At 64.9% G+C, this 23,489-nt stretch carries 16 protein-coding genes; 8 read left to right on the top strand and 8 right to left on the bottom strand.

Going from position 1 to position 23,489, the window contains the following annotated elements:
- Positions 1-9 precede the first annotated feature (9 nt).
- Positions 10-1,842, top strand: coding sequence for an ABC transporter ATP-binding protein (locus tag Q6A47_RS14920; protein WP_116887767.1), 1,833 nt, complete (start codon positions 10-12; stop codon positions 1,840-1,842).
- Positions 1,843-2,296: 454 nt separating this feature from the next.
- Here Q6A47_RS14920 and Q6A47_RS14915 read toward each other — a convergent pair whose 3' ends face one another.
- Positions 2,297-3,424, bottom strand: coding sequence for a GNAT family N-acetyltransferase (locus tag Q6A47_RS14915; protein WP_304484667.1), 1,128 nt, complete (start codon positions 3,422-3,424; stop codon positions 2,297-2,299).
- Between the two features lie 264 nt (positions 3,425-3,688).
- Here Q6A47_RS14915 and Q6A47_RS14910 point away from each other — a divergent pair, with 264 nt between their 5' ends.
- Entirely contained in the window at positions 3,689-4,933 is a 1,245-nt protein-coding gene (locus Q6A47_RS14910; protein WP_039576153.1) for a putative porin, read from the top strand.
- 168 nt (positions 4,934-5,101) lie between these two features.
- Here Q6A47_RS14910 and Q6A47_RS14905 read toward each other — a convergent pair whose 3' ends face one another.
- Positions 5,102-5,797, bottom strand: coding sequence for a class I SAM-dependent methyltransferase (locus Q6A47_RS14905; RefSeq protein WP_304484666.1), 696 nt, complete (start codon positions 5,795-5,797; stop codon positions 5,102-5,104).
- 182 nt (positions 5,798-5,979) lie between these two features.
- On the opposite strand from Q6A47_RS14905, the gene Q6A47_RS14900 reads away from it, so the two are divergent.
- Positions 5,980-6,873 carry a LysR substrate-binding domain-containing protein gene (locus tag Q6A47_RS14900; RefSeq protein ID WP_304484665.1) on the top strand — a complete coding sequence of 298 codons (894 nt, stop codon included), beginning with the start codon at positions 5,980-5,982 and terminating at the stop codon, positions 6,871-6,873.
- Positions 6,874-6,953: 80 nt separating this feature from the next.
- Here the strand turns inward: Q6A47_RS14900 and Q6A47_RS14895 are convergent, their stop codons facing one another.
- The 3 genes from Q6A47_RS14895 to Q6A47_RS14885 form a co-directional block, all read right to left on the bottom strand.
- Complete coding sequence (locus Q6A47_RS14895) at positions 6,954-8,075, bottom strand: beta-ketoacyl-ACP synthase III (RefSeq protein WP_039576146.1); 1,122 nt, start codon at positions 8,073-8,075, stop codon at positions 6,954-6,956.
- Between the two features lie 165 nt (positions 8,076-8,240).
- A complete protein-coding gene (gene hrpA, locus Q6A47_RS14890) occupies positions 8,241-12,146 on the bottom strand; it encodes an ATP-dependent RNA helicase HrpA (protein WP_304484664.1) in 3,906 nt (1,301 codons plus the stop codon).
- 138 nt (positions 12,147-12,284) lie between these two features.
- Positions 12,285-12,533, bottom strand: a complete 249-nt coding sequence (locus Q6A47_RS14885; protein ID WP_295484889.1) for a hypothetical protein — start codon at positions 12,531-12,533, stop codon at positions 12,285-12,287.
- 485 nt (positions 12,534-13,018) lie between these two features.
- Here Q6A47_RS14885 and Q6A47_RS14880 point away from each other — a divergent pair, with 485 nt between their 5' ends.
- Together Q6A47_RS14880 and Q6A47_RS14875 are read left to right on the top strand one after the other, a co-directional pair.
- Positions 13,019-14,383: a glutamine synthetase family protein gene (locus Q6A47_RS14880; RefSeq protein WP_304484663.1), complete on the top strand. Its 1,365-nt coding sequence runs from the start codon at positions 13,019-13,021 to the stop codon at positions 14,381-14,383.
- A gap of 25 nt (positions 14,384-14,408) precedes the next feature.
- Entirely contained in the window at positions 14,409-15,716 is a 1,308-nt protein-coding gene (locus Q6A47_RS14875) for an NAD(P)/FAD-dependent oxidoreductase (RefSeq protein WP_304484662.1), read from the top strand.
- A gap of 55 nt (positions 15,717-15,771) precedes the next feature.
- Here Q6A47_RS14875 and fadD1 read toward each other — a convergent pair whose 3' ends face one another.
- Positions 15,772-17,469, bottom strand: coding sequence for a long-chain-fatty-acid--CoA ligase FadD1 (gene fadD1, locus Q6A47_RS14870; protein ID WP_029613689.1), 1,698 nt, complete (start codon positions 17,467-17,469; stop codon positions 15,772-15,774).
- 283 nt (positions 17,470-17,752) lie between these two features.
- Positions 17,753-19,441, bottom strand: coding sequence for a long-chain-fatty-acid--CoA ligase FadD2 (gene fadD2, locus Q6A47_RS14865; protein WP_304484661.1), 1,689 nt, complete (start codon positions 19,439-19,441; stop codon positions 17,753-17,755).
- A 200-nt stretch (positions 19,442-19,641) separates the two neighbouring features.
- On the opposite strand from fadD2, the gene Q6A47_RS14860 reads away from it, so the two are divergent.
- Both Q6A47_RS14860 and Q6A47_RS14855 read left to right on the top strand, forming a co-directional pair.
- Complete coding sequence (locus tag Q6A47_RS14860) at positions 19,642-20,586, top strand: alpha/beta hydrolase (RefSeq protein WP_304484660.1); 945 nt, start codon at positions 19,642-19,644, stop codon at positions 20,584-20,586.
- 32 nt (positions 20,587-20,618) lie between these two features.
- Positions 20,619-21,089: a MaoC family dehydratase gene (locus Q6A47_RS14855; RefSeq protein ID WP_039576132.1), complete on the top strand. Its 471-nt coding sequence runs from the start codon at positions 20,619-20,621 to the stop codon at positions 21,087-21,089.
- Between the two features lie 4 nt (positions 21,090-21,093).
- Here the strand turns inward: Q6A47_RS14855 and Q6A47_RS14850 are convergent, their stop codons facing one another.
- Positions 21,094-22,047: a threonine dehydratase gene (locus tag Q6A47_RS14850; protein WP_304484659.1), complete on the bottom strand. Its 954-nt coding sequence runs from the start codon at positions 22,045-22,047 to the stop codon at positions 21,094-21,096.
- A gap of 74 nt (positions 22,048-22,121) precedes the next feature.
- Between Q6A47_RS14850 and Q6A47_RS14845 the strand changes: the two genes are divergently transcribed.
- A complete protein-coding gene (locus Q6A47_RS14845; RefSeq protein WP_304484658.1) occupies positions 22,122-23,489 on the top strand; it encodes an aminotransferase-like domain-containing protein in 1,368 nt (455 codons plus the stop codon).

Genomic DNA, 23,489 nt, shown 5'->3' with positions numbered 1-23,489 from the left:
GGAGTACCCATGCTGTACCGCCGTTTCGAGCAACTGATCGACATCTTCCGTGAGGCGCCCAGCGAGGCGCCGCCAAGCACGGTCTGGCCGTTTTACCTGTACTACCTGCGTCAGGTATGGCCGAGCTTCCTCGCCCTGCTGGTGGTCGGCCTCATCGCCTCGCTGATCGAGGTGGCGCTGTTCAGCTACCTGAGCCGCATCATCGACCTGGCCCAGGGCACGCCCAACGTCCACTTCTTCAGCGACCACAGCGGCGAGCTGATCTGGATGCTGGTGGTGGTGCTGGTGCTGCGGCCGGTGTTCTTCGGCCTGCACGACCTGCTGGTGCACCAGACCATCAACCCAGGGATGACCAGCCTGATCCGCTGGCAGAACCACAGCTACGTGCTCAAGCAGAGCCTGAACTTCTTCCAGAGCGACTTCGCCGGGCGCATCGCCCAGCGCATCATGCAGACCGGCAACTCGCTGCGCGATTCAGCGGTGCAGGCGGTGGATGCGCTGTGGCACGTGCTGATCTACGCGGTCAGTTCGCTGGTGCTGTTCGCCGAGGCCGACTGGCGGCTGATGATTCCGCTGCTGGCGTGGATCTTCGGCTACATCGCCGCACTGTGGTACTACGTGCCGCGGGTCAAAGAGCGCTCGGTGGTGTCCTCCGACGCGCGCTCCAAGCTGATGGGGCGCATCGTCGATGGCTACACCAACATCGCCACCCTCAAGCTGTTCGCCCACACCGACCACGAACAGCAGTACGCCCGCGAGGCGATCTCCGAGCAGACCGAGAAGACCCAACTGGCGTCGCGGGTGATCACCAGCATGGATGTGGTGATCACCACGCTGAACGGCCTCCTGGTGGTGGCCACCACCGGCCTGGCGCTGTGGCTGTGGAGCCAGTCGCTGATCAGCGTCGGCGCCATCGCCCTGGCCACCGGCCTGGTGATCCGCATCGTCAACATGTCCGGCTGGATCATGTGGGTGGTCAACGGCATCTTCGAGAACATCGGCATGGTTCAGGACGGTCTGCAGACCATCGCCCAGCCGGTGACCGTCACCGACGCGCCGAACGCCCCAGCGCTGAAGGTCGAGCGCGGCGCCGTACGCTTCGACAACGTGGACTTCCATTACGGCAAGGGCAGCAAGGTGCTCGAAGGGCTGACGCTGGACATTCGTCCGGGCGAGAAGATCGGTCTGATCGGGCCGTCCGGGGCGGGCAAATCCACCTTGGTGAACCTGCTGCTGCGCCTGTACGACGTGCAGGGCGGACGCATTCTGATCGACGGCCAGGACATCGCCCAGGTCAACCAAGCCAGCCTGCGGGCGCAGATCGGCATGATCACCCAGGACACCTCGCTGCTGCACCGCTCGATCCGCGAGAACCTGCTGTACGGGCGACCGGAGGCGAGCGAGGAAGAGGTCTGGGAGGCAGTGCGCGGCGCCCGTGCCGACGCGTTCATCCCGCAGTTGTCCGATGCCCAGGGCCGTACCGGCTTCGATGCCCATGTGGGCGAGCGCGGGGTCAAGCTGTCCGGCGGCCAGCGTCAGCGCATCGCCATTGCGCGGGTGCTGCTGAAGAACGCGCCGATCCTGATCATGGACGAAGCCACCTCGGCGCTGGACTCGGAGGTGGAGGCGGCGATCCAGGAAAGCCTGGAGACGCTGATGCAGGGCAAGACGGTCATCGCCATCGCCCACCGCCTGTCGACCATCGCGCGCATGGACCGGCTGGTGGTGCTGGAGCAGGGGCGCATCGTCGAAAGCGGCAGCCATGCCGAGTTGCTGGCGCAGCGGGGTCTGTATGCGCGGCTGTGGCATCACCAGACAGGCGGGTTCGTCGGCGTGGATTGAGGGGTTCTAACCGGCCCTATCGCGGGACAAGCCCGCTCCCACAGGTACCGCGCTGTCCGTCAGTGCAACGCGGTACCTGTGGGAGACAGGCGGGTTCGTCGGCGTGGATTGAGGGGGGTCTAACCGGCCCTATCGCGGGGCAAGCCCGCTCCCACAGGTACCGCGCTGTCCGTCAGTGCAACGCGGTACCTGTGGGAGACAGGCGGGTTCGTCGGGGTGGATTGAGGGGTTCTAACAGGTCCTATCGCGGGACAAGCCCGCTCCCACAGGTACCGCGCTGTCCGTCAGTGCAACGCGGTACCTGTGGGAGACAGGCGGGTTCGTCGGGGTGGATTGAGGGGGTCTAACCGGCCCTATCGCGGGACAAGCCCGCTCCCACAGGTACCGCGCTGTCCGTCAGTGCAACGCGATACCTGTGGGAGCGGGCTTGCCCCGCGATAGGGCCGGCACACACTCAACCCCGCCGATACGGCAGCATCTCGCGTGCCTGCTCGGCATACGCCTTCACCCCGTCTCGCTCCTGGGCCAGAAACTCATCCACCGCCCGGCGCAGACCGGGGTGACGCAGGTAATGCCAGGAGCGTGTCAGTACCGGCTCGAAGCCTCGGATCAGCTTGTGTTCGCCCTGGGCGCCGGCGTCGAAACGTTGCAGACCGTGTGCGATGGCGTAGTCCATGCCTTGGTAGAAACAGGTTTCGAAGTGCAGCCGGTCGAACTCATCCAGGCAGCCCCAGTAGCGACCATACAGGCTGTCGCCGCCCACCAGGCTCAAGGCCATGGCTACGTCGCGCCCGTTCTGCCGGGCGATCACCACCCGCAGCGCCTCGGGCATGCGCTCGGCCAGCAGGCTGAAGAATTCACGGGTCAGGTAGGGTGCGCGGCGGCGCACCGCATAGGTATTGGCGTAGCAGCGATAGACGAAGTCCCAGCGCACCGGGTCCAGTTCCTCGCCACGCAGCCAGTGGAAATCGATGCCCTGCCCGGCCACCTGCTCGCGCTCCTTGCGCATCTGCTTGCGCTTGCGCGAGGCCAGGGTGTCGAGGAAGTCCTGGAAATCGCGGTAGCCCCGGTTGCGCCAATGGAACTGGCAACCCAGACGCTCCATCCACCCAGGCTGCCCCATCATCTGCTGGTCCAGGACGCTGTCGGTGAAATTGATATGCGCCCCGGACAGTTCGCCCTTGACCAGGTACTCGGGCAAGGCCTGCAACAGCAGTGAAGCATCGGCCGGCTCGGCACTGAGCAAGCGCGGCCCACTCACCGGGCTGAAAGGCACCGCGCCGAGCAGCTTGGGGTAATAGGCGATGCCGGCGCGCTCGCAGGCCTCTGCCCAGCCGTGGTCGAACACGTACTCGCCGAACGAATGCCATTTGCGGTACGCCGGCAGCACGGCGCGCACTTGGCCGTCGCGCTCCAGCACCAGATGCTCGGCGGCCCAGCCGGTCTGCGGGCTGACGCTGCCGCTGTCTTCGAGGGCGCTGAGAAACGCATGGCGCAGAAAGGGCTGGCCGGCAGGCACCAGCGCGTCCCACTGCGGCGCCGCAAGGTCGCGCAGGTGGGCAAGACTGTAGAGGCTGGTCACGACGTCGACTCCCTGGACACAAGCGGCCAGTATCGCCAAAGGCGTCGATTCGCTCAAATCATGACGATTTCGCTTATAGCCAAAGGTTAGCTGACTTAACCGCAGCGCCATCAAAAAGACATTATTCTGTCATCCGCCCCCGCAATACTTGCGCCTGTTTTCGGAAAGCCAAGAACCTGTCTAGCCAGGCACTTTCCGTCGACATGCCAACTCGGGGCGAGGCGTACACGGGCCTCCCCACACCTTTTCAACAGGGAGAACCTTATGCGTCTTGTTTCTACACTTACCGGAGTTAGCCTCACCGGCATGATGCTGGCACTGAGCGCCCCGGCCAGTGCTGCAGTCGACGCCAAGCTGCTCGAAATGCTCCGCGCCAATGGCTCGATCAACCAGGCGCAGTACAGCGAACTGCAGGCCGACCTGGCAAAAGAAACCAAGGAAAAGGTCGACCAGAAAGCCCAGGCCGATCGCCTGAGCTCCTTCGAACAGAAAGTCGCCTGGGCTGCCAAGACCCAGATCAAGGGCGATGTGCGCCTGCGCTACGAAGACGTCAACGTCGACAACCCACGCAGCGGCAGTGGCAACCAGGACCGCGAACGCGTTCGCGCCCGTGTTGGCTTCTACAGCGAGATCAACCCGCAGGTCGACGCTGGCGTGCGTATCGCCACCGGCAGCAGCGCCGACGGCCGCTCCACCAACCAGAGCCTGGACAACTACTTCGAGAAGAAATCCCTGTGGGTCGACCTGGCCTACCTCGACTGGCACCCCACCGCCATCCCCAACCTGCACCTGATCGGCGGCAAGATGCAGCAGCCGTGGGTGAGCATGGGCGACATCATCTGGGACAGCGACCTGAACCCCGAAGGCGTGGCCGTCACCTACAAGACCAACCTGGGCGGCACCGAACTGTTCGGCAGCGCCGGTCACTACATGCTCAAGGACAACGTCGACGGCGACGGCGTGCAGTTCAAGCACGACGCCCAGCTGTACCACGGTCAGTTGGGTGCTCGCTTCGCGCCAGCCGATACCCTCAAGCTCACCGTCGGCGGCAGTGTCTACGGCTATGACAACGACAAGGAATCGGCGGCCCTGCGCCAGTTCGGCAACACCACCAACGAGTTCAACCTGGTCGAAGGTTTCGGTCAGATCGACTTCACCGGCTTCGCCATCCCGTTGGCCGCCTACGGTCAGTTCGTCAAGAACACCGAAAGCACCGACGGCGAAGACAAAGGTTGGTTGGCCGGTCTGAAGACCAAGGTCGGTGCCTGGAGCATGGACTACAACTACCGCGACGTGCAGCGTAACGCCGTGGTCAGCGCCTTCACCGATTCGGACTTCGGTAACGGCTTCACCGGTGCTCGCGGTCACAAGTTCAAGGTCGGCTACGAGATCGACAAGAACTTCGCCGTCGGCGCAGCCTATCTGATGGCCAAGACCGACCGTTCGCAACTGCCGAACACCGATGCAGACGTCGATACCCTGCAGGTCGACCTGGAAGCCAAGTTCTAACCGAACGCTCCCCTGCGTAGCTCAGCGGGAAGTGCCGAACCCCATCCGGCGCTTTCCGCTTTTTTTCGTCTGCTGCGAGGGTGATCGAGCAGTACGGCGTCGGCAGGATCGATAAAGGTAGCCATGATCGTTCGTCCTTGAGGACGGTGAGAAACAGTGGGTGAGGATTCATGCACGTCGGGCCAGCCACAGCGTCCAGCGATCGCGCTCGACCAGAGCGCTAGCAGGCACCCGAGCACGGATGTAGGTGATCAGCTCCTGTAACTGGTCATCGCTCAGGGCGTGCAGGATGGAGCGCCCCGTGCGTGCGGCGAGCTCTTGGGCATACGCGTCGAATGCGTCGTAGCGTCGCCGCGTTTCCCATAGGCTCTGGACACGCTCCAGGCGCAGGCCTGCGTTGCGCAACGCGCAGGCGACCGTGTTTGGATCAGGACGTCGTTGCGCTTCCAGAGCGCGCAGGTGAGGAAATTTCTCGAAGAAGTAGCCGCGCAGATGCTCGGCAGATGCCGGCTGTGCCACATCCTCCGCGGTGCGATCCTGCACCAGCAGGATGCCGTCATCGCGCATCAGACGGCGCGCTTCGGCGAAGCAGCCCGCATAGTCGTCCAAGTGATGAATCAAGGCACGCTCGAACACCAGGTCGAACGCACCTGCGGGCAAACCGGTACTGGAGGCCTCGCCCTGCTCGAAGGTGAGGCCGCTGATGTGCGACGTGCGCTCACGTGCACACTCAAGCATCTGCTGCGAAAAATCCACGCCAGTGACCTGCGCGGCGCCCAGTTTTTTCCAAGCGGTGGAATAGATCCCACCGCCGCATCCGATGTCCACGACGTGCATGCCCATCGGATCAAGCAGGGCAGTCATGGCGACAGACCAGCTGTCCGACGCCTCGCGCGTTGCATAGGTGTGCCTGTTGGAAGCATCGTGAAAATCAATGGTCATTGGCCTACTCCTTTGTCGCTTCGTAGCGTAGGTCCACTAATTAGGTATGTAAAATATATAAAAAGTACTTTATAAATACTTTAAAAATATTATCGGATGGTTCAATGGAACTCAGACATTTGCGCTACTTCATCGCCGTAGCGCAAGAGCAGCACATGACGCGTGCCGCTCACCGGCTTGGCATTCAGCAGCCACCTCTGAGCCAGCAGATCCAAGACCTGGAGCGTGAGCTGTCGGTCCAATTGTTCGAGCGCAGCCCGCGCCGCATTCGCTTGAACACTGCTGGCCAAGTCTTTCTCGAAGATGCGCGCAAGCTGCTGGAGCAGGTCGAGACGGCGGTCGAGCGGGTGCGCCAGACGGCCCGCGGCGAGTTGGGCAGCATTCGCCTGGGCTACACCAGTTCCGCCGCCATTCATGACCGAGTGCCGCAAGTGATCCGCGTGTTCAGAGAGCGCTATCCGCTGATCGACCTGCATGTCCAGGAGAACACCACCCGCGACTTGCTCGATGCGTTGCAGGCAAGGCAGCTCGACGCCGCGTTCGTGCGCTCCACCACCGAACGCTACCCTGACCTGCAGGCCATCGATCTAGGCGGTGAACCCATGGTCGCGGCGTTGCCGCAAGGGCATCGGCTGGCGCTGGGCACTGCGCCCCTGGCGTTGAGCGAATTGGCCCACGAGCCGTTCGTGGCCTACCGTCGTGCCGATGGTCCCGGTATTCAGGACGTACTGATGGCGGCATGCCGCAGAGCAGGCTTCGTGCCGCGCGCGGTGGAAACCGTGCCACGGATGCTGTCTGCTTTAACGATGGTGGCAGCCGGTCGAGGGGTGTCACTGGTGCCGGCGTCGCTACGCGTGGTGCTGAGCGACAGCGTGCACTACCGAACACTGGAGGCTGCGGACAGCTTCAGCGTTCCACTGACGCTGGCACACGGGCCTGTGCAGCCGGGTTCCCCGTTGAGTCGCTTGGTAGGCATCCTGCAGGCGCCAGAAGGGTAAGGCGCTACCCAGCGATCTGTGTCCGCACCCCTGTGACAAGGGCCTTGGAGCAGGCTGCCCGGCCAAGGCCACCGCCGCGATCAACGCTTGCGCAGAATCACGCTGCCGATCGAATAGCCCGCGCCGAACGAGCTCAGCACCGCCACCGAACCCGGCGCCAGGTCATCCTGATACAGGTGGAAGGCGATCACCGAGCCGGCCGAGCTGGTGTTGGCATAGCGGTCGAGGATCACCGGCGCTTCCTGCTCGCTCACTTCGCGCCCCAGCAGCTTCTTGACGATCAGGTGGTTCATGCTGAGGTTGGCCTGGTGCAGCCAGAAGCGCTTGACGTCGGCAGGCTGCAGTTGATTGTCGGCCAGGTGCTTGCCGATCAGCTCGGCGACCATCGGGCAGACTTCCTTGAACACCTTGCGGCCTTCCTGCACGAACAGTTTGTCCGTGCTGCCCTCGCCCTCTTCAGCCGCGCGGTTGAGGAAACCGAAGTTGTTGCGGATGTTGTTGGAGAAGGTGGTCAGCAGCTTGGTGCTGACGACGTCGAACTGGTGCGCCGAGGTGGCCTGGTCGGCCCGCTCGAGCAGCACCGCCGTGGCCGCGTCGCCGAAGATGAAGTGGCTGTCGCGATCGCGGAAGTTCAGGTGCCCGGTGCAGATCTCCGGGTTGACCACCAGGATCGCCCGGGCCTGGCCGAGTTGAATGGCGTTGGCGGCGTTCTGGATGCCGAAGGTGGCCGAGGAACAGGCCACGTTCATGTCGAAGCCGAAGCCCTGGATGCCCAGCGCCTGCTGCACTTCGATGGCGATGGCCGGGTAGGCGCGCTGCAGGTTGGAGCAGGCGACGATCACCCCGTCGACATCGGCGGCGCTGCGCCCGGCACGTTCCAGCGCCTGGCGGGCGGCAGCCACGGCCATTTCGCAGAGAATCGACGGCTCGTCGTTGGCGCGCTCCGGCAGGCGTGGCTTCATGCGTTGCGGGTCGAGGATGCCGGCCTTGTCCATGACGAAGCGGCTCTTGATGCCCGAGGCTTTCTCGATGAACGCCGCGTCGGACAGCGGCGCGGCCTCCAGTTCGCCACGCTCGATGGCTTCGGCGTTGTCATAGTTGAACTGTTGCGACCAGGTGTTGAAAGACTCCACCAGTTCTTCGTTGGAAATACTCTGGGCCGGGGTAAACAGGCCGGTGCCGCTGATCACGACGTTGTGCACGGTCGTTCCTCTGGTCTGTGGCACGTCAGTGCCAATTTGTAGTCGGATGGACAGCTTGCAGCAGGATCGCGACCGAACCCGCCGCCCGCAGGCGCGGGTTCAACCGCGACGAGGCCCGCATCGCCGGACCAAAATTGCGCCAAGTGTGCCACAAATCGGCGCAGTTTAACCCTCCACCAGCGCCCATTGCTTGCTCAGACGTTTGTCTGAAATCGCCACCTTGGTCCCCAGTTGCTGGGCGAACAGCGACACCCGGTACTCCTCCAGCAGCCAGCGGTAGAGCGTGAGCTCCGGATCGCGCTTGCCCTCCTGGGCGTGCTTGTCGGCACGGGCTTTGTACTGGGTCCACAGGGTGCCCAGCTCGCCGCTCCACACCCGGTCCTTCTGCACCTGCGCGCCCAGCTTCTCCAACCGCAGTTCGACGGCCTTGAGGTAGCGCGGCAGCTCCTTGAACCACTGCGTCGGGGTTTCGCGCACGAAGCCTGGGTAGACCAGGTTGGTTAACTGCTGCTTGATGTCGTTCAAGGCCACGGCCTGGCTCAGGTCGATCTTGCCCTTGAAGCGCTTCTGCAGCCCGTGCCAGAGCTTGAGCATCTCCAGCGTCTGGCGCGCCAGGCGCTCGGCATGCTCGGTCCAGTCACCGCGCTTGCGCTCGGCCAGCGAAGCGAGCGCAGCGCCGTCTCGCGGCAACGTGGTTTCGCCTTCCAGCACGCAGCTGTCGAGGCTGGCCAGCAGGATATCTTCGACCAGCGCGTCGATGCGGCCCAGCTCGCGGTACAGCAGCCCCAGTTCGGTCAGCCCCGGCAGCTTGCCGCGCAGGAACTTGGCGGGCTCGGCCAGTTGCTGCAGCAACAGGCGCTGCAGGGCACGGCGGTGCTGGAATTGGGCTTCGGCCTGGGTCGAGAAGCGTCCCTCGCGCACACGCCCCGCGTCTTCAACCAAGGCCGGGTACACGGTCAGCGACAGGCCGGCGATCTTCTGCTGGGCGGTCTGCGCCACTTCGGAGAAGGCCTTGGCCTGCACCGGCTGCTCGGTCTTTTCAGTGCGTGGCAGGGCCAGCGCCGCTTGGCTGGCCGCGGCGAAGCGGGCGGTGAGTTCGGCCAGGTCGCGGCCCTCGCCGAGAAACTTGCCCTGGCCATCGACCACTTCGACATTCATGCGCAAGTGCCCTTCGACCTGCCCGGCCGCTTCGGCCCAGGCTTCGTCGGACACGCGGGCACCGGTCATGCGCAACAGCTCGTGACCCAGCGCCTGGGGCAGCGCACCCTGGCCGAAGCTCAGTCGCACCAGCGCGGCCTTGACGAAGTCCGGCACCGGCACGAAGTTCTTGCGCAACGCTTTGGGCAGGTTACGCACCAACGCCACGCACTTGGCCTCCAGCAGCCCCGGCACCAGCCACTCCAGGCGCTCGCCCGGCAAGGTCGGCAGCAACGGCGCCGGCACCCGCACGGTGACCCCGTCGCGCGGGTGATTGGGTTCGAAGTGGTAACTCAGCGGCAGGCGCAGATCGCCCACCTGCAGATGATCCGGGTACTGCGCGGCGGTGACTTCGCTGGCTTCGCGGGCCAGCACGTCTTCCTCGCGCATGATCAGCAGGTCGGCGTCCTTCTGGCTGTTCATCCGGTACCAACTGTCGAAGGTCGCGCTCTGGTGGATCTCCTGTGGCAGGCGCGCCTCGTAGAAGGCGTAGAGGGTTTCCTCGTCGGCCAGGATGTCGCGTCGGCGCGCCTTGGCTTCCAGTTCGTCGAGCTGTTCGAGCAGGCGCTTGTTGGCCGCCAGGCACTTGGCCCTGGACTGGATTTCGCCGCCCACCAAGCCCTCGCGGATGAACAGCTCGCGTGAGGTCGCCGGATCGATCGGCCCGAAATGCACCGGGCGACGGCCGACGATGATCAGCCCGTACAGGGTGATCTGCTCGTAGGCCACCACCTGGCCACGCTTCTTCTCCCAGTGCGGCTCGAAGTGATTCTTCTTGATCAGGTGCCCGGCCAGCGGTTCGATCCAGTCCGGCTCGATCTTGGCCACCATGCGCGCGTACAGCTTGGTGGTCTCGACCAATTCCGCCGCCATCAGCCATTGCGGGCGCTTGCGGCCGATGCCGGAGGACGGATGGACCCAGAAGCGGCGCTGGCGCGCGCCCTGGTAGTCGCCCTCTTCGGCCTTGTGGCCGATCTGGCTGAGCAGGCCGCTGAGGATCGCCTTGTGCAGGCGCGGGTAGTCGCACGGCTCCTTGTTCACCGTCAGTTGCAAGTCGCGGCAGATCAGCGACAACTGCCGGTGGGCATCGCGCCACTCGCGCAGGCGCAGGTAGTTGAGGAACTGCTTGCGGCACCAGTTGCGCAGCGGATTGGCGGTGAGGGCCTGGCGCTGCTCCTCGAAGCCGCGCCACAGGTTGACCAGCGCGGCGAAGTCCGAATCGACGTCCTTCCACTGGGCATGGGCCTGGTCGGCGGCCTGCTGGCGCTCCGGCGGACGTTCGCGCGGGTCTTGCACGGACAGCGCGCTGGCGACGATCAGCACTTCCTGCAAGCTGCCCTGGCGGGCACCTTCGAGCAGCATGCGGCCCAGGCGAGGGTCGATCGGCAGGCGCGCCAACTGGCGACCCAGCGGAGTCAACTGGTTCTCGCGGTTGACCGCCGACAGCTCCTGCAACAGGTTGAAACCGTCGCTGATGGCCTTGCCATCCGGCGGTTCGATGAACGGGAAGGCGTCGATGGCACCCAGGCGCAGGTGCAACATCTGCAGGATCACCGCCGCCAGGTTGGTGCGCAGGATCTCGGGATCGGTGAACGCCGGGCGGCCGTTGAAATCCTCTTCGCTGTACAGGCGGATGCAGATCCCCGGCTCGACCCGTCCGCAGCGCCCTTTACGCTGGTTGGCGCTGGCTTGCGACACGGCCTCGATGGGCAGGCGCTGGACTTTGGCGCGGTAGCTGTAGCGGCTGATACGGGCGGTACCGCTGTCGATCACGTAGCGGATGCCAGGCACCGTCAGCGAGGTTTCGGCGACGTTGGTGGCCAGCACCACGCGTCGGCCGCTGTGGGACTGGAAGATCTTCTGCTGTTCGGCCGGGGTGAGCCGCGCGTACAGCGGCAGGATCTCGGTATGGCGCAACTGCGCCTTGCGCAGGATCTCGGCGGCGTCGCGAATCTCGCGCTCGCCGGGTAGGAACACCAGCACATCGCCCGGGCCCTTGCCCTGGCTGCGCTCGTGCGCGGCAATTTCGTCCAGCGTGGCGAGGATCGCCTGATCGACGCTGAGGTCGTCCTCGACCACGTTGCCTTCCTCGTCCTGCTCGCTGGTCAGCGGGCGATACCAGGTGTCCACCGGGTAGGTGCGCCCGGACACCTCGATGATCGGCGCGCCGTCGAAGTGCTGGGAGAAGCGCTCCAGGTCGATGGTCGCCGAGGTGATGATCAGCTTGAGGTCGGGACGGCGCGGCAGCAGGGTCTTGAGGTAGCCGAGCAGGAAGTCGATGTTCAGGCTGCGCTCGTGGGCTTCGTCGACGATGATCGTGTCGTAGCGCTCGAGGAAGCGGTCGTGCTGGGTTTCGGCCAGCAGGATACCGTCGGTCATCAGCTTGACCAGGGTGTTGGCATCGCTCTGGTCTTCGAAGCGCACCTGGTAGCCGACCAGCGCCCCCAGGGGCGTGCCCAGTTCCTCCGCCACCCGCGCGGCGACGCTGCGCGCGGCAATTCGCCGTGGCTGGGTGTGGGCGATCAGGCCATGGCTGCCGCGGCCCAGCTCCAGGCAGATCTTCGGCAACTGGGTGGTCTTGCCCGAGCCGGTCTCGCCGGCGATGACCAGCACCTGGTGTTCGGCCAGGGCTTTCTTGATTTCGTCGCGCTTGGCGGCGATGGGCAGGTTGTCGTCGTAGCGGATGCTCGGCACGCTCTGCTGGCGCGCGGTGACCTGGGCGCAGGAGGCCTGGACCTTCTGCGCCCACTGCGCCAGCTTGGCCTCGTCGGGGCGCTTGCGCAGCTCGTGCAATTGCCGCCGCAGGCGGTGGCGGTCGGCGAGCATGGCGTGGTCGAGGGTGTGCAGCAGTGTGTCGATGGCGTGGTCAGTCATGGGGCTTCTGGGTGATGCAGGTGGCCCTGCTTTCTCATGATCGGCATTCGGAAGGTGGGCGATTGTCGCAGATTTGCCCGGACTTTGCTGGATGGGGTGGCTGAGCTGGGGGCTGTTGCGGCGTTGCGGGCTTGGACGTCAGGGGCGACGACGCTCGAACACCGCCGACCGCTCGAACAGCAGTCGCGTGCCGATCAGGGTGAAGAAAATGGTCCAGTCCAGACCGTCCAGCCACAGGATTTCGCGCTCGCCCAATTGCGTGCAACTGGTGATGCTGGCCACCATGAACAGCAGACACACCGCATCGCGCAGACGCGCCGATCGGCACAGCCAGTCCAGCACGCAGCCGGCGACCAGGATGAAGGCCAGGGTGGAAAGGGTGGACATGGCAGCTCCTGCATTGACGATGTCGGCGTCGCGGCGTGCATGGGGAGTGAAACCTTCACCTGATCATGCGACGCGGCCTACCCGACAAATCCGAACAGGTCAGCGCAAAGACTTCCCTATTGGCAGGACAGATTCCGAATGTTTAGTGATAACAGGAGTGAACGTCGCCACTCACCGCTTTAATCACCCTTCCAGCGCATGTGAGTATCCAACCCATGACCCCCGAGCCGATCACCCCGCCCCCGCCTTCACGCCCTTCGCTAGCGAAGGCCAGGGCGCGCGCCGGTGAGAATCCGCTGGTGCACGTCATCCTGGCCTTCTGGGCGCTGTGGCACTGCCGCCATGCACGCCCGCCGGACACCTCGCTCGCCTTTTCCTGACGCCCACCGCAGCCCTGTGGCTGCCTGACTTCGTCCGACGCACCGCGCCTGTTTCGCGGTGGTCCCGTGCGCACCCTCACCCAGGGCGCGCGAGCGAGCGCTTACATGCATTTTGCCGATCCCAATCACGCCCGCCAGTTTCTGGCGAGCAACCCCGATATCGAGTTGTTCGAGCTGTTCATCCTCGACGCCAACGGTGTACCACGCGGCAAGCTGCTGCACCGCGACGAGCTGTTGGCGGTGTATGAACAGGGCCGACCGTTGCCCAGCACCATCCTCGGCCTGACTATCCAGGGTGACGACGTGGAAAACTCCGGCCTGGTGTGGGACGTCGGCGACATCGACTGCCGCGCCTACCCACTTGAAGGCAGCCTGGTGCGTCTGCCCTGGCGCAGGGTGCCCACTGCCGCCGTGCAAGTCAGCATGCATCCCAGCGAAGGGCTGCCGGCCAGTGTCGCCGACCCCCGGCATGTGCTGCTGCACACCCTCCAGGCCCTGAAAGCCGACGGCTACCACCCGGTGATGGCCTGCGAGCTGGAGTTCTACCTGCTCGATCAGCAGCGCGATGCCCAGGGCCAACCGCAGCCGGCGCTGGACCGCGACGGTGGACGACCGCGTGCCACCCAAGTGTATGGCTTGCGCGAACTGGAGCAGATCGAGCCCTTCCTCGCCGACCTCTACGCCGCCTGCAAGGCCCAGGGGATACCGGCGCGCACGGCGATTTCCGAGTATGCCCCCGGGCAAGTGGAAATCACCCTGGAGCATGGCGATGCGCTGACGGCGATGGACCAGGCCGTGCGCTACAAGCGCCTGATCAAAGGCGTGGCTCACGCCCATGGCATGCAGGCGTGCTTCATGGCCAAACCCTTCGCCCACCTCGCCGGCACCGGCATGCACATGCACCTGAGCCTGGCCGATGCGGCCGGGCGCAACCTGTTCACCAGCGACGATGCGGCCGGTACGCCGCTGCTGCGCCAGGCAGTGGCCGGGATGCTGCGTCACCTGCGCGAATCACTACTGCTGTTCTGCCCCACCGCCAACGCCTACCGGCGCTTCCAGGCCAACAGCTATGCACCGCTGGCGCCGACCTGGGGCGTCGACAACCGCACCGTGAGCCTGCGCGTGCCGGGCGGACCGGCGGCCAGTCGGCATATCGAGCATCGCGTCTGTGGCGCCGATGCCAATCCCTACCTGGCCGCCGCTGCGATGCTCGCCGCCAGCCACGCCGGTATCCGCCAACAGCTCGATCCGGGGGCACCGGTGCAGGGCAACGGCTACGCCCAGGCCCAGGAACACCTGCCCACCGACTGGCTGACTGCCCTTGAAGCCCTGGAGGGCTCGCAGTGGGCACGCGACGCCTTGGGCGACGCTTTTCTCGGCGTGTACCTGAAGGTCAAGCGCGCCGAATACCGCCAGTTCATGGCCGAAGTGGGCGAACAGGACTGGCGCTGGTATTTGCACCAGGCCTGATACCCCGAACGACAAGGAATTTCTCATGCATGCAGCAGTGAACGGCGCCCAGGCGCAACGTGCCTCTTCCTACTACAGCGCCACGCTCAACGACCCCGTCGAGTACCCCCGCCTCGAGGGCACGGTCGAGGTCGATGTGGCGATCATCGGCGGCGGTTTCACTGGCGTCGCCACAGCGGTGGAGCTGGCCGAGCGCGGCCTGAAAGTGGCCATCGTCGAAACCCATCGCATTGGCTGGGGCGCCAGCGGGCGCAATGGGGGTCAGGTCACCGGCAGCCTGTCGGGCGACGAGGCGATGCGTACACAGATGCGCCGGCGCCTCGGCGCCGAAGTGGACGACTTCATCTGGCAACTGCGCTGGCGCGGGCATCAGATCATCGAGCAGCGCGTGGCACGCTACGGCATCCAGTGCGACCTCAAGCACGGCCACCTGCACGCGGCCATGAAGCCCTCGCACCTGGATGAACTGCGCGCCTTCGAAGCCGAGGCCCAGCGCCGCGGCATGGGCGATCAGGTGCAGTTGCTCGACCGTCGCGGCGTCTCCCAGCACCTGCAGAGCCCGTTGTACCTGGGCGCGCTGAAGAACAGCCGCAACCTGCACCTGCACCCGCTCAACCTGTGCCTGGGCGAGGCCCGTGCCGCCGGCCAACTGGGCGCGTTGATCTTCGAGCAGTCCGAGGTGCTGGAGATCGTCCACGGTGCGCGTCCGGCGGTGATCACGGCCCACGGGCGCATCGACGCGCGCCAGGTGCTGCTGGCCGGCGACGTCTATCACAAGCTCGAGCAGCGTCAGCTCAAAGGCAAGATCTTTCCGGCCATGGGTGGGATCGTCACCACCGCTGCGCTGGGCGAGCTGGCAGAGCAGATCAACCCCCACGACCTGGCGGTGTACGACTGCCGCTTCGTCCTCGACTACTACCGCCTGACGGCCGACAAGCGCCTGCTGTTCGGCGGCGGCGCCCACTATTCCGGACGCGACTCACGGGACATCGAGGCCGAGCTGCGGCCATGCATCGAGCGCACCTTTCCCGCGCTCAGAGGCGTGCCGATCGAGTTCGAGTGGAGTTGCGCGATGGGGATCGTGGTCAACCGCATTCCGCAGTTGGGCAAGCTGTCGGACAACGTCTGGTATTGCCAGGGCTATTCCGGGCACGGCATCGCCACCAGCCACATCATGGGCGAAATCATGGCCGAAGCGTTGACCGGCACCCTGGAGCGCTTCGACACCTTCGCCCAATGCCGGCACATCAAGGTGCCGATGGGCGACCTGCTGGGCAACCCGTTGTTGTCGGTCGGGATGTGGTACTACCAGATGCTGGAAAAACTGCGCTGACCTGCGGGCACCCGCCCCTGCTGTAGGCCGTGTCTACAGCAGGGGCTGCCAGGGCTCAGGCGGTCTTTTTCAGGCCCAGCTTTTTCAGCTCTTCATCGCGCAGTTCGCGGCGCAGGATCTTGCCGACGTTGGTGGTCGGCAACGCATCGCGGAACTCGATGGCCTTGGGTACCTTGTAGCCGGTGACGTTGGCGCGCATGTGGGTCATCACCTGCTCCTTGGTGAGGGTCACGCCGGGCTTGGCGACGATGAACATCTTGATCACCTCGCCCGACTTCTCGTCCGGTACACCGATGGCTGCGCACTGCAACACGCCGGGCAGCGTGACCAGCACGTCTTCCAGCTCGTTGGGGTACACGTTGAAGCCCGAGACCAAAATCATGTCCTTCTTGCGGTCGACGATGCGCATGTAACCATCCGGCTGGATCACCGCGATGTCACCGGTCTTCAGCCAGCCGTCGCTGTCGAGGATCTCGGCGGTGGCGTCTTCGCGCTGCCAGTAGCCCTTCATCACCTGCGGCCCCTTGATGCACAACTCGCCGATCTCGCCCAACGGCAATTCCTGGCCGTTGTCGTCGATGACCTTGCACAGGGTGGACGGCACTGGAATGCCAATGGTGCCCACCTGGTTGGCTTCCGACGGGTTGACCGCCGCCACCGGGCTGGTCTCGGTCATGCCGTAGCCTTCGCAGATGGCGCAGCCGGTGACCGCCTTCCAGCGCTCGGCCACGCTCAATTGCAGGGCCATGCCGCCGGACAGGGTGACCTTCAGTGCAGAGAAATCCAGGCTGCGGAAGGTGTCGTTGTTGCACAGCGCGACGAACAAAGTGTTGAGTCCGACGAAGCCGCTGAACTTCCACTTGCTCAGTTCCTTGACCATGGCGGGCAGGTCACGCGGGTTGCTGATCAGCACGTTGTGGTTGCCGATCAGCATCATCGCCATGCAATGGAAGGTGAAGGCGTAGATGTGGTAAAGCGGCAGCGGCGTGATGATGATTTCCGAGCCTTCCTGCAGGTTCGAGCCCATCAGGGCGCGGCACTGCAGCATGTTGGCGACCAGGTTGCGGTGGGTCAGCATCGCCCCCTTGGCCACGCCCGTGGTGCCGCCGGTGTATTGCAGCACGGCCACGTCGTTGGCCTCGGGGCTGGCTTCGGTCACCGGCTGGCCCTTGCCCTTGGCCAAGGCCTCGTTGAAGCGCACCGCCTGCGGCAGGTGGTAGGCCGGCACCATCTTCTTCACGTACTTGATGACGCTGTTGATCAGCACGCGCTTGAGCGGCGGCAGCAAGTCGGCCACCTCGGTGACGATCACGTGCTTGACCTGGGTCTTGGGCAGCACTTTCTCAACCAAGTGGGCCATGTTCGCCAGGCACACCACCGCCTTGGCCCCGGAGTCGGTGAACTGGTGTTCCAATTCGCGGGCGGTGTACAGCGGGTTGGTGTTGACCACGACCAGACCGGCGCGCATGGCGCCGAATACCGCGACGGGGTATTGCAGGACGTTGGGCAGTTGCACGGCGATACGATCGCCGGGCTTGAGATCGGTGTGCTGTTGCAGCCATGCGGCGAAGGCGCCGGACAGGGTGTACAGCTCACCGTAGGTGAGGGTCTTGCCGAGATTGCTGAACGCCGGCTTGTCGGCAAAGCGCTGGCAGGATTGCTTCAATACGGCCTGAATGTTGGGAAATTCGTCAGGATTGATTTCCGCCGTAATTCCGGCTGGGTACTTATCCTTCCAAAAATGTTCGATCATGGAAGCCCACTCCTTTAGCAACAGCGAATGCTCTACGCGTCGATGCGCTTATTATTGATATGGGATGAGGGCTCAGTGCAAACCGCATCATCCGAAGCGCGCCGAGAGTAGCAGCTTTGCCGGGGGCCGCCTAGGGCCGCGGCGGCCCGCACAGTCACAAAAATGACCTTAAATTACATTGTGGTCACATTTTGAATTTCGCCCTCCTGCGGCGAACAAGCACTGAACCTCTCCGACTGCGCGGTGGCAGCAGCGACCCACCCCCGCTGCTGCCATTGGCACCTCAGGCGATGTCGCGCAATTCGCGGCGCAGGATCTTGCCCACCGGGGTCATGGGCAGCGAGTCGCGTAGCACGATGTGCTTGGGGACTTTGTAGCCGGTGAGGTTGGCCTTGCAGAAGGTTTTCAGTTCCTCGACGCTGACCCCGCCCGCCCGCGGCACCACGAACAACTTCACCGCCTCGCCGGAGCGCTCGTCCGGCACGCCGATCACCGCACAACTGGCCACCTGCGGGTGGCCCATGAGCACATCTTCGACTTCATTGGGGTACACGTTGAAGCCCGAGACGATGATCATGTCCTTCTTGCGGTCGACGATACGGGTGAAGCCTTCGGCATCGATGACCGCGATGTCACCGGTCTTGAACCAACCCTCGGCATCCAGCGCCTCGGCCGTGGCCTCGGGTTGTTGCCAGTACCCCTTCATCACCTGCGGCCCCTGGATGCACAGCTCGCCGCGCTCGCCCAGCGGCAGCTCCTGACCCTGGTCATCGATGACCTTGAACGCCGTGCCCACCACCGGAATACCCACCGTACCCAATCGCGCCAACGTGCCGTAGGGATTGGTGCTGGCCACCGGCGAGGTTTCGGTGAGGCCGTACCCTTCGACGATGCGACAGCCCGTGAGCGTTTCCCAGCGCTCGGCCGTGGCCTTGACCAGTGCCGTGCCCCCCGAATTGGTGACCTTCAGCGACGAGAAGTCCAGCGACGCGAAGCCTGGGTGGTCCATCAGCGCGACGAACAACGTGTTGAGCCCCAGCAACGCCGAGAAACGCCACTTGCCCAACTCTTTGATGAAACCAGGGATGTCGCGGGGATTGGTGATCAGCACGTTGTGGTTGCCGGTGGCGGTCATGCACATGCAGTTCGCGGTGAAGGCATAGATGTGATAAAGCGGCAGCGGCGCGATCATCACCTCCTGCCCTTCCTTGATCAGCGGCTGGCCGTCGGGGCCATGCTGGGAAAAGCAGGCCAGCACCTGCTGCATGTTGGCCACCAAGTTGCGGTGGGTCAGCATCGCGCCTTTGGCCAGGCCTGTGGTGCCGCCGGTGTACTGCAGCACGGCGACGTCATCGAGCGTGCGTGGTACCGGGGTGCGGCGAAGATCGCGGCCCTGGCGCAGCACCTGCTTGAATGACAGCGCCTGGGGCAGACGATAGGCCGGCACCATCTTCTTCAATTTGTCGACGACGGTGTTGATCAGCCAGCCCTTGGCGGCAGGCAGCAGGTCGCCCATCTTCGCCTCGATCAGGTACTCGATGCCGGTGTCCGGCAGCACGTTCTGCACGCGCTGGCCAAACATGTTCAAGTACACCAGCGCGCGGGCGCCGGAGTCCTTGAACTGGTGACGCATTTCGCGTTCGGTGTACAGCGGGTTGGTATTGACCACGATGAGCCCAGCGCGCATGGCGCCGAACACGGCGATCGGGTACTGCAGCACATTGGGCATCTGCACGGCGATGCGCTCGCCAGGCGCCAGATCGGTCTGGTGCTGCAACCAGGCGGCGAAGGCGGCCGAGTGGCGATCCAGGTCGGCATAGGTCAGGGTGACGCCCAGGTTGCTGAACGCCGGGCGCTCGGCGAAGCGCTTGCAGGCGCGCTCGAAAACCTCGACGACCGACGCATAGTCGCCCATGTCGAGGATGGAGGGCACGCCCGCCGGGCGTTTGTCGTTCCAGAAGTCGGCTTGCATTTATTGTTGTTCCTCAGCCTGAACCGTCCATGCCCTGATTGCCCTTGGCAAACAGGCGTTCAGCCGACGTTAGCAGGTAAGCCTGAGGGGACAAACACAGGAAGGGCTGCCATTAACATCGTGAATCTTATTTGTGCCCTCCCTGCAATTCTGGTCATTGTGCATACACTGATCTGAGGCCCGTGCGCAAAGGATCGGTCATGTCTCCCAACGCCTTCTGGCTACCCACCGGCGAGCGGTGCAGCCTGTATGTCCACCAGTGGTTGCCGCTCACCCCGGTCAAGGCCGTCGTGCTGCTGGTCCACGGCATGGCCGAGCATGGCGGACGTTATGGACGACTGGGCCAGGCGCTGAACGAGGCCGGTTTCGCCCTGTTCGCACCCGACCTGCGCGGTCACGGCCGCACCGCCGCACCGGCCGATCGGGGCCTGTTCGCCGAGCGCAATGGCTGGAGCACGGTGCTCGATGACCTGGGCTTGCTCAGCCAGTACATCGGCCAGCAGTTTCCCGGCACGCCGCTGTTTCTGTTCGGCCACAGCATGGGCAGCTACCTCGCCCAGGCCTATTTGCTGCACCACAGCGCCAGCCTGCAAGGCACCGTGCTCAGCGGCTCGAACAGCCGGCCGGCGGCGCTGTACCGTGCGGCGCGGCTGATCGCCCGCCTGGAAACCTGGCGCCAGGGACCGCGCGGGCGCAGCGGCGTGATCGACTGGCTGTCGTTCGGCGCCTTCAACAAGGCATTCAGGCCCAACCGCACCGCCTTCGACTGGCTCAGCCGCGATGCGCAGGAGGTGGACGCCTACCTCAACGACCCCCTGTGCGGCTTTCGCTGCTGCAACCAGCTATGGCTCGACCTGCTGCAAGGCCTGGTGCAGATCAGCCAGCCCCGCCACCTGGCGCAGATCGACCCGGACCTGCCGCTGCTGGTGATCGGCGGCGAATGTGATCCGGTCAGTGCCGGCGGACGTCTCACCCATCTGGCCGACGCGCTGCGCGCCACCGGTAACCGCCATGTACAATTGCGCGTCTACCCCGATGCCCGGCACGAAGTGCTCAATGAAACCCATCGCGACGAGGTCACCCGCGACATCATCGTCTGGCTGGAACAGGCCCTGGCCCTGAACCGTCCAGCCCGTAGCGAATGAACACCCGCCTCGTCCCTCTCAAGGAAGCCCTGATGACCCAGGTCAGCAACACGCCCTACGAAGCCCTCGAAGTCGGCCAGACGGCCAGTTACGAAAAAGCGGTGGAAGAACGCGACATCCAGCTGTTCGCTGCGATGTCCGGCGATCACAACCCGGTGCACCTGGATGCCGAGTTCGCCGCTAAGAGCATGTTCCGCGAGCGCATCGCCCACGGCATGTTCAGCGGCGCACTGATCAGTGCTGCGGTGGCCTGCACCCTGCCAGGGCCGGGCACCATCTACCTGGGTCAGCAAATGAGCTTCCAGAAGCCAGTGAAGATCGGCGACACCCTGACCGTGCGCCTGGAAATTCTCGAGAAGCTGCCCAAGTTCAAAGTGCGCATCGCCACCAACGTCTACAACCAGAACGACGAACTGGTGGTCTCCGGCGAGGCCGAGATTCTCGCCCCGCGCAAGCAGCAGACCGTCGAACTGGTGTCGCCGCCGAACTTCGTCGCCAGCTGAGGGCTCAGCCTGCCAGGACCTGCGCGTAGCGCGCACGGTCCACGTTCGCGCCGCTCAATACCACTGCCACACGCCTGCCGACCTGGCGTTCGCGCTCCTGCAGCAGCGCCGCCAACGCCGCAGCACCGGCGCCTTCGGCGGTGTTGTGGGTGGTTTCGTGGTACAGGCGCATGGCCTGGGCGATCTCGTCGTCGCTCACCCGCACGATCCGCGCCGCGTGCTCTCGCACCAGGGCGAAGGCCTCGGGGTTGGGCACACGGCAGGCCATGCCGTCGGCGAAGGTGTGCGCGCTGGCGGTGGTGACGATACGCCCCGATTCGAAGCTGCGCGCATAGGCATCCGCCGCACTGGAGACCACGCCGACGATCTCGGTGCGCAGCCCCAGCAGGTTCCGCGCCTGGATCAACCCACAGATGCCCGAGCCCATGCCGATCGGCACGTAGACGGTGTCAAGACCGGTCACCGCCTCGAACAGCTCCAGGGCGTAAGTCGCCACGCCGCGTACCAGTTGCGCATGGAACGACGGCACCATCAGGTAGCCACGGCCCTGGGCCAGTTGTGCCGCGTGCTCGCGGGCCACATCGAAATCGACGCCATGCTCGATCAGTTCCGCCCCCAGCGCGCGCATGGCCGCGTTCTTTTCCAGCGAGTTGCCTTCAGGCACTACGATCACCAGCGGCAGGCCCGCTTGCCGCGCCGCCAGCGCCATGCTCTGCCCGTGATTGCCGCGGGTCGCGGTCACCAGGCCAGCGGGCACCTCGCCGCTGTCGAGCAGTGAACGCACGTAGACCAGTCCGCCGCGCACCTTGAAGGCGCCGGTGGGGGCATGGTTTTCGTGCTTGACCCATACCTGGCATCCAGTCCGCTCGGCCAGCAGCGGCCAGGCCAACTGAGGCGTCGGCGGCACATGCTGATGAACGAAATCGGCGGCTTCGCGCAAGGCGGTGAGGTCGAACATGGCGGTCATCCTTCTCGGTTGCAGTTGCCTCGATCCTGAGCGCCCGGCATTGTATGGGTCAAACCTTATATTGCATGGGCCGCAATTTCGTGTGGACACCTCACCTGGTCGATGATGACCAACCCCGCTACCTGGCGCTGGTCGATGCCATCGCCATGGCCATCGAGCGCGGTGAACTGACAGTCGGCGAGCGCCTTCCCCCGCAGCGGCGCCTGGCGTGGAAGCTGGGGCTCAATCCAAGCACCACGCAGCAGGCCTACCGCGAAGCGGCCGCCCGCCACCTGGTGGCCGGCGAAGTCGGGCGCGGCACCTATGTGCTGGCGGGGAGCAAGGAAGCGACGCTGTTTCGCCTCAAGCAGCACGACCGCCATCCGACCTTGATCGACCTGTCGACCAACGTGCCGGTGGCCGACCTGGCCCCACAGGATCTGCAACAGAGTCTGCAATCGTTGCTGCAGGCAGGCGACTTCAACCTGCTGGATCACTACCTGGACCATGATCGACTGCTGCTGGGCCGCCTGCAGGGCGCCCATTGGCTCAGCCTGCGCGGCATCACCGTGGATGCCGACGACCTGCTGCTGTGCGGCGGCGCGCAACAGGCACTGACCTGCGTGTTGCAGTCGCTGTGCCAGCCCGGCGAGCCGGTGATGGTCGAAGCGCTCAGCGCGCCCGGCATCAAGGCGGCTTGTCGACAACTGCGCCTCCCCGTGCAGGGCGTGGCCCTGGACGGTCAAGGCTTGCGCCCCGAGGCGCTGGAGCGGGTGGCGAGGGCCAGCGGCGCGCGGGTACTTGTGACCACGCCGACGCTGCACAACCCCACCGGAGCGTGCATGGACGATGCCCGTCGCCAGGCCATCGCCGACGTGGTCCGACGCAATGAGCTGTGGGTGATCGAGGACGATGTCTACGGTGCGTTCAGCGAACGGCCACCGTTGTATCCACTGCTCGATGGCCGTGGCGTGCTGGTCAGCAGCCTGTCGAAAACCGTGGCCGCCGGGCTACGGGTAGGCTGGATCGCGGCGTCGCCGGAGCTGCTCGAACGCATCGACCCCCACACCCGCGCCACCCACTGGTCGGTATCACCGCTGAATCTGCAGATCGCCTGCCAGTGGATCGGCGAGGGCACGGCAGCACGCCGGTTGGCCCAGCAGCGCGAGGAAGTCGCGCAACGCTGGCGTCTGGCCCGACGGTGGTTGGGCGAGGCCTTGCTCACCCGCGAGGCGCCGTCCCCGCATATCTGGGTGCGCACACCCGCCTGCGCCGAAACCTTGGCGGCAGCGTGTCGGCAACGGGGCGTGGAAGTGGTGCCAGCCAGCGTGTTCGCGGTGGGCGGCGAGGCAGTGAAAGCCGTGCGCATCAGCCTGTCGGCGGCCGTCAGCCGCGCGCAGCTCACACAGGGGCTGGAGATCGTGCGCGCAGTGCTGGACGACGGCAGTGACTGA

This window comes from Pseudomonas boreofloridensis (assembly GCF_030580795.1).
Lineage (GTDB): Bacteria > Pseudomonadota > Gammaproteobacteria > Pseudomonadales > Pseudomonadaceae > Aquipseudomonas > Aquipseudomonas boreofloridensis.
The sequence above is the reverse complement of the archived record's forward strand: the minus strand, read 5'-3'. Positions and strand labels throughout refer to the sequence as shown.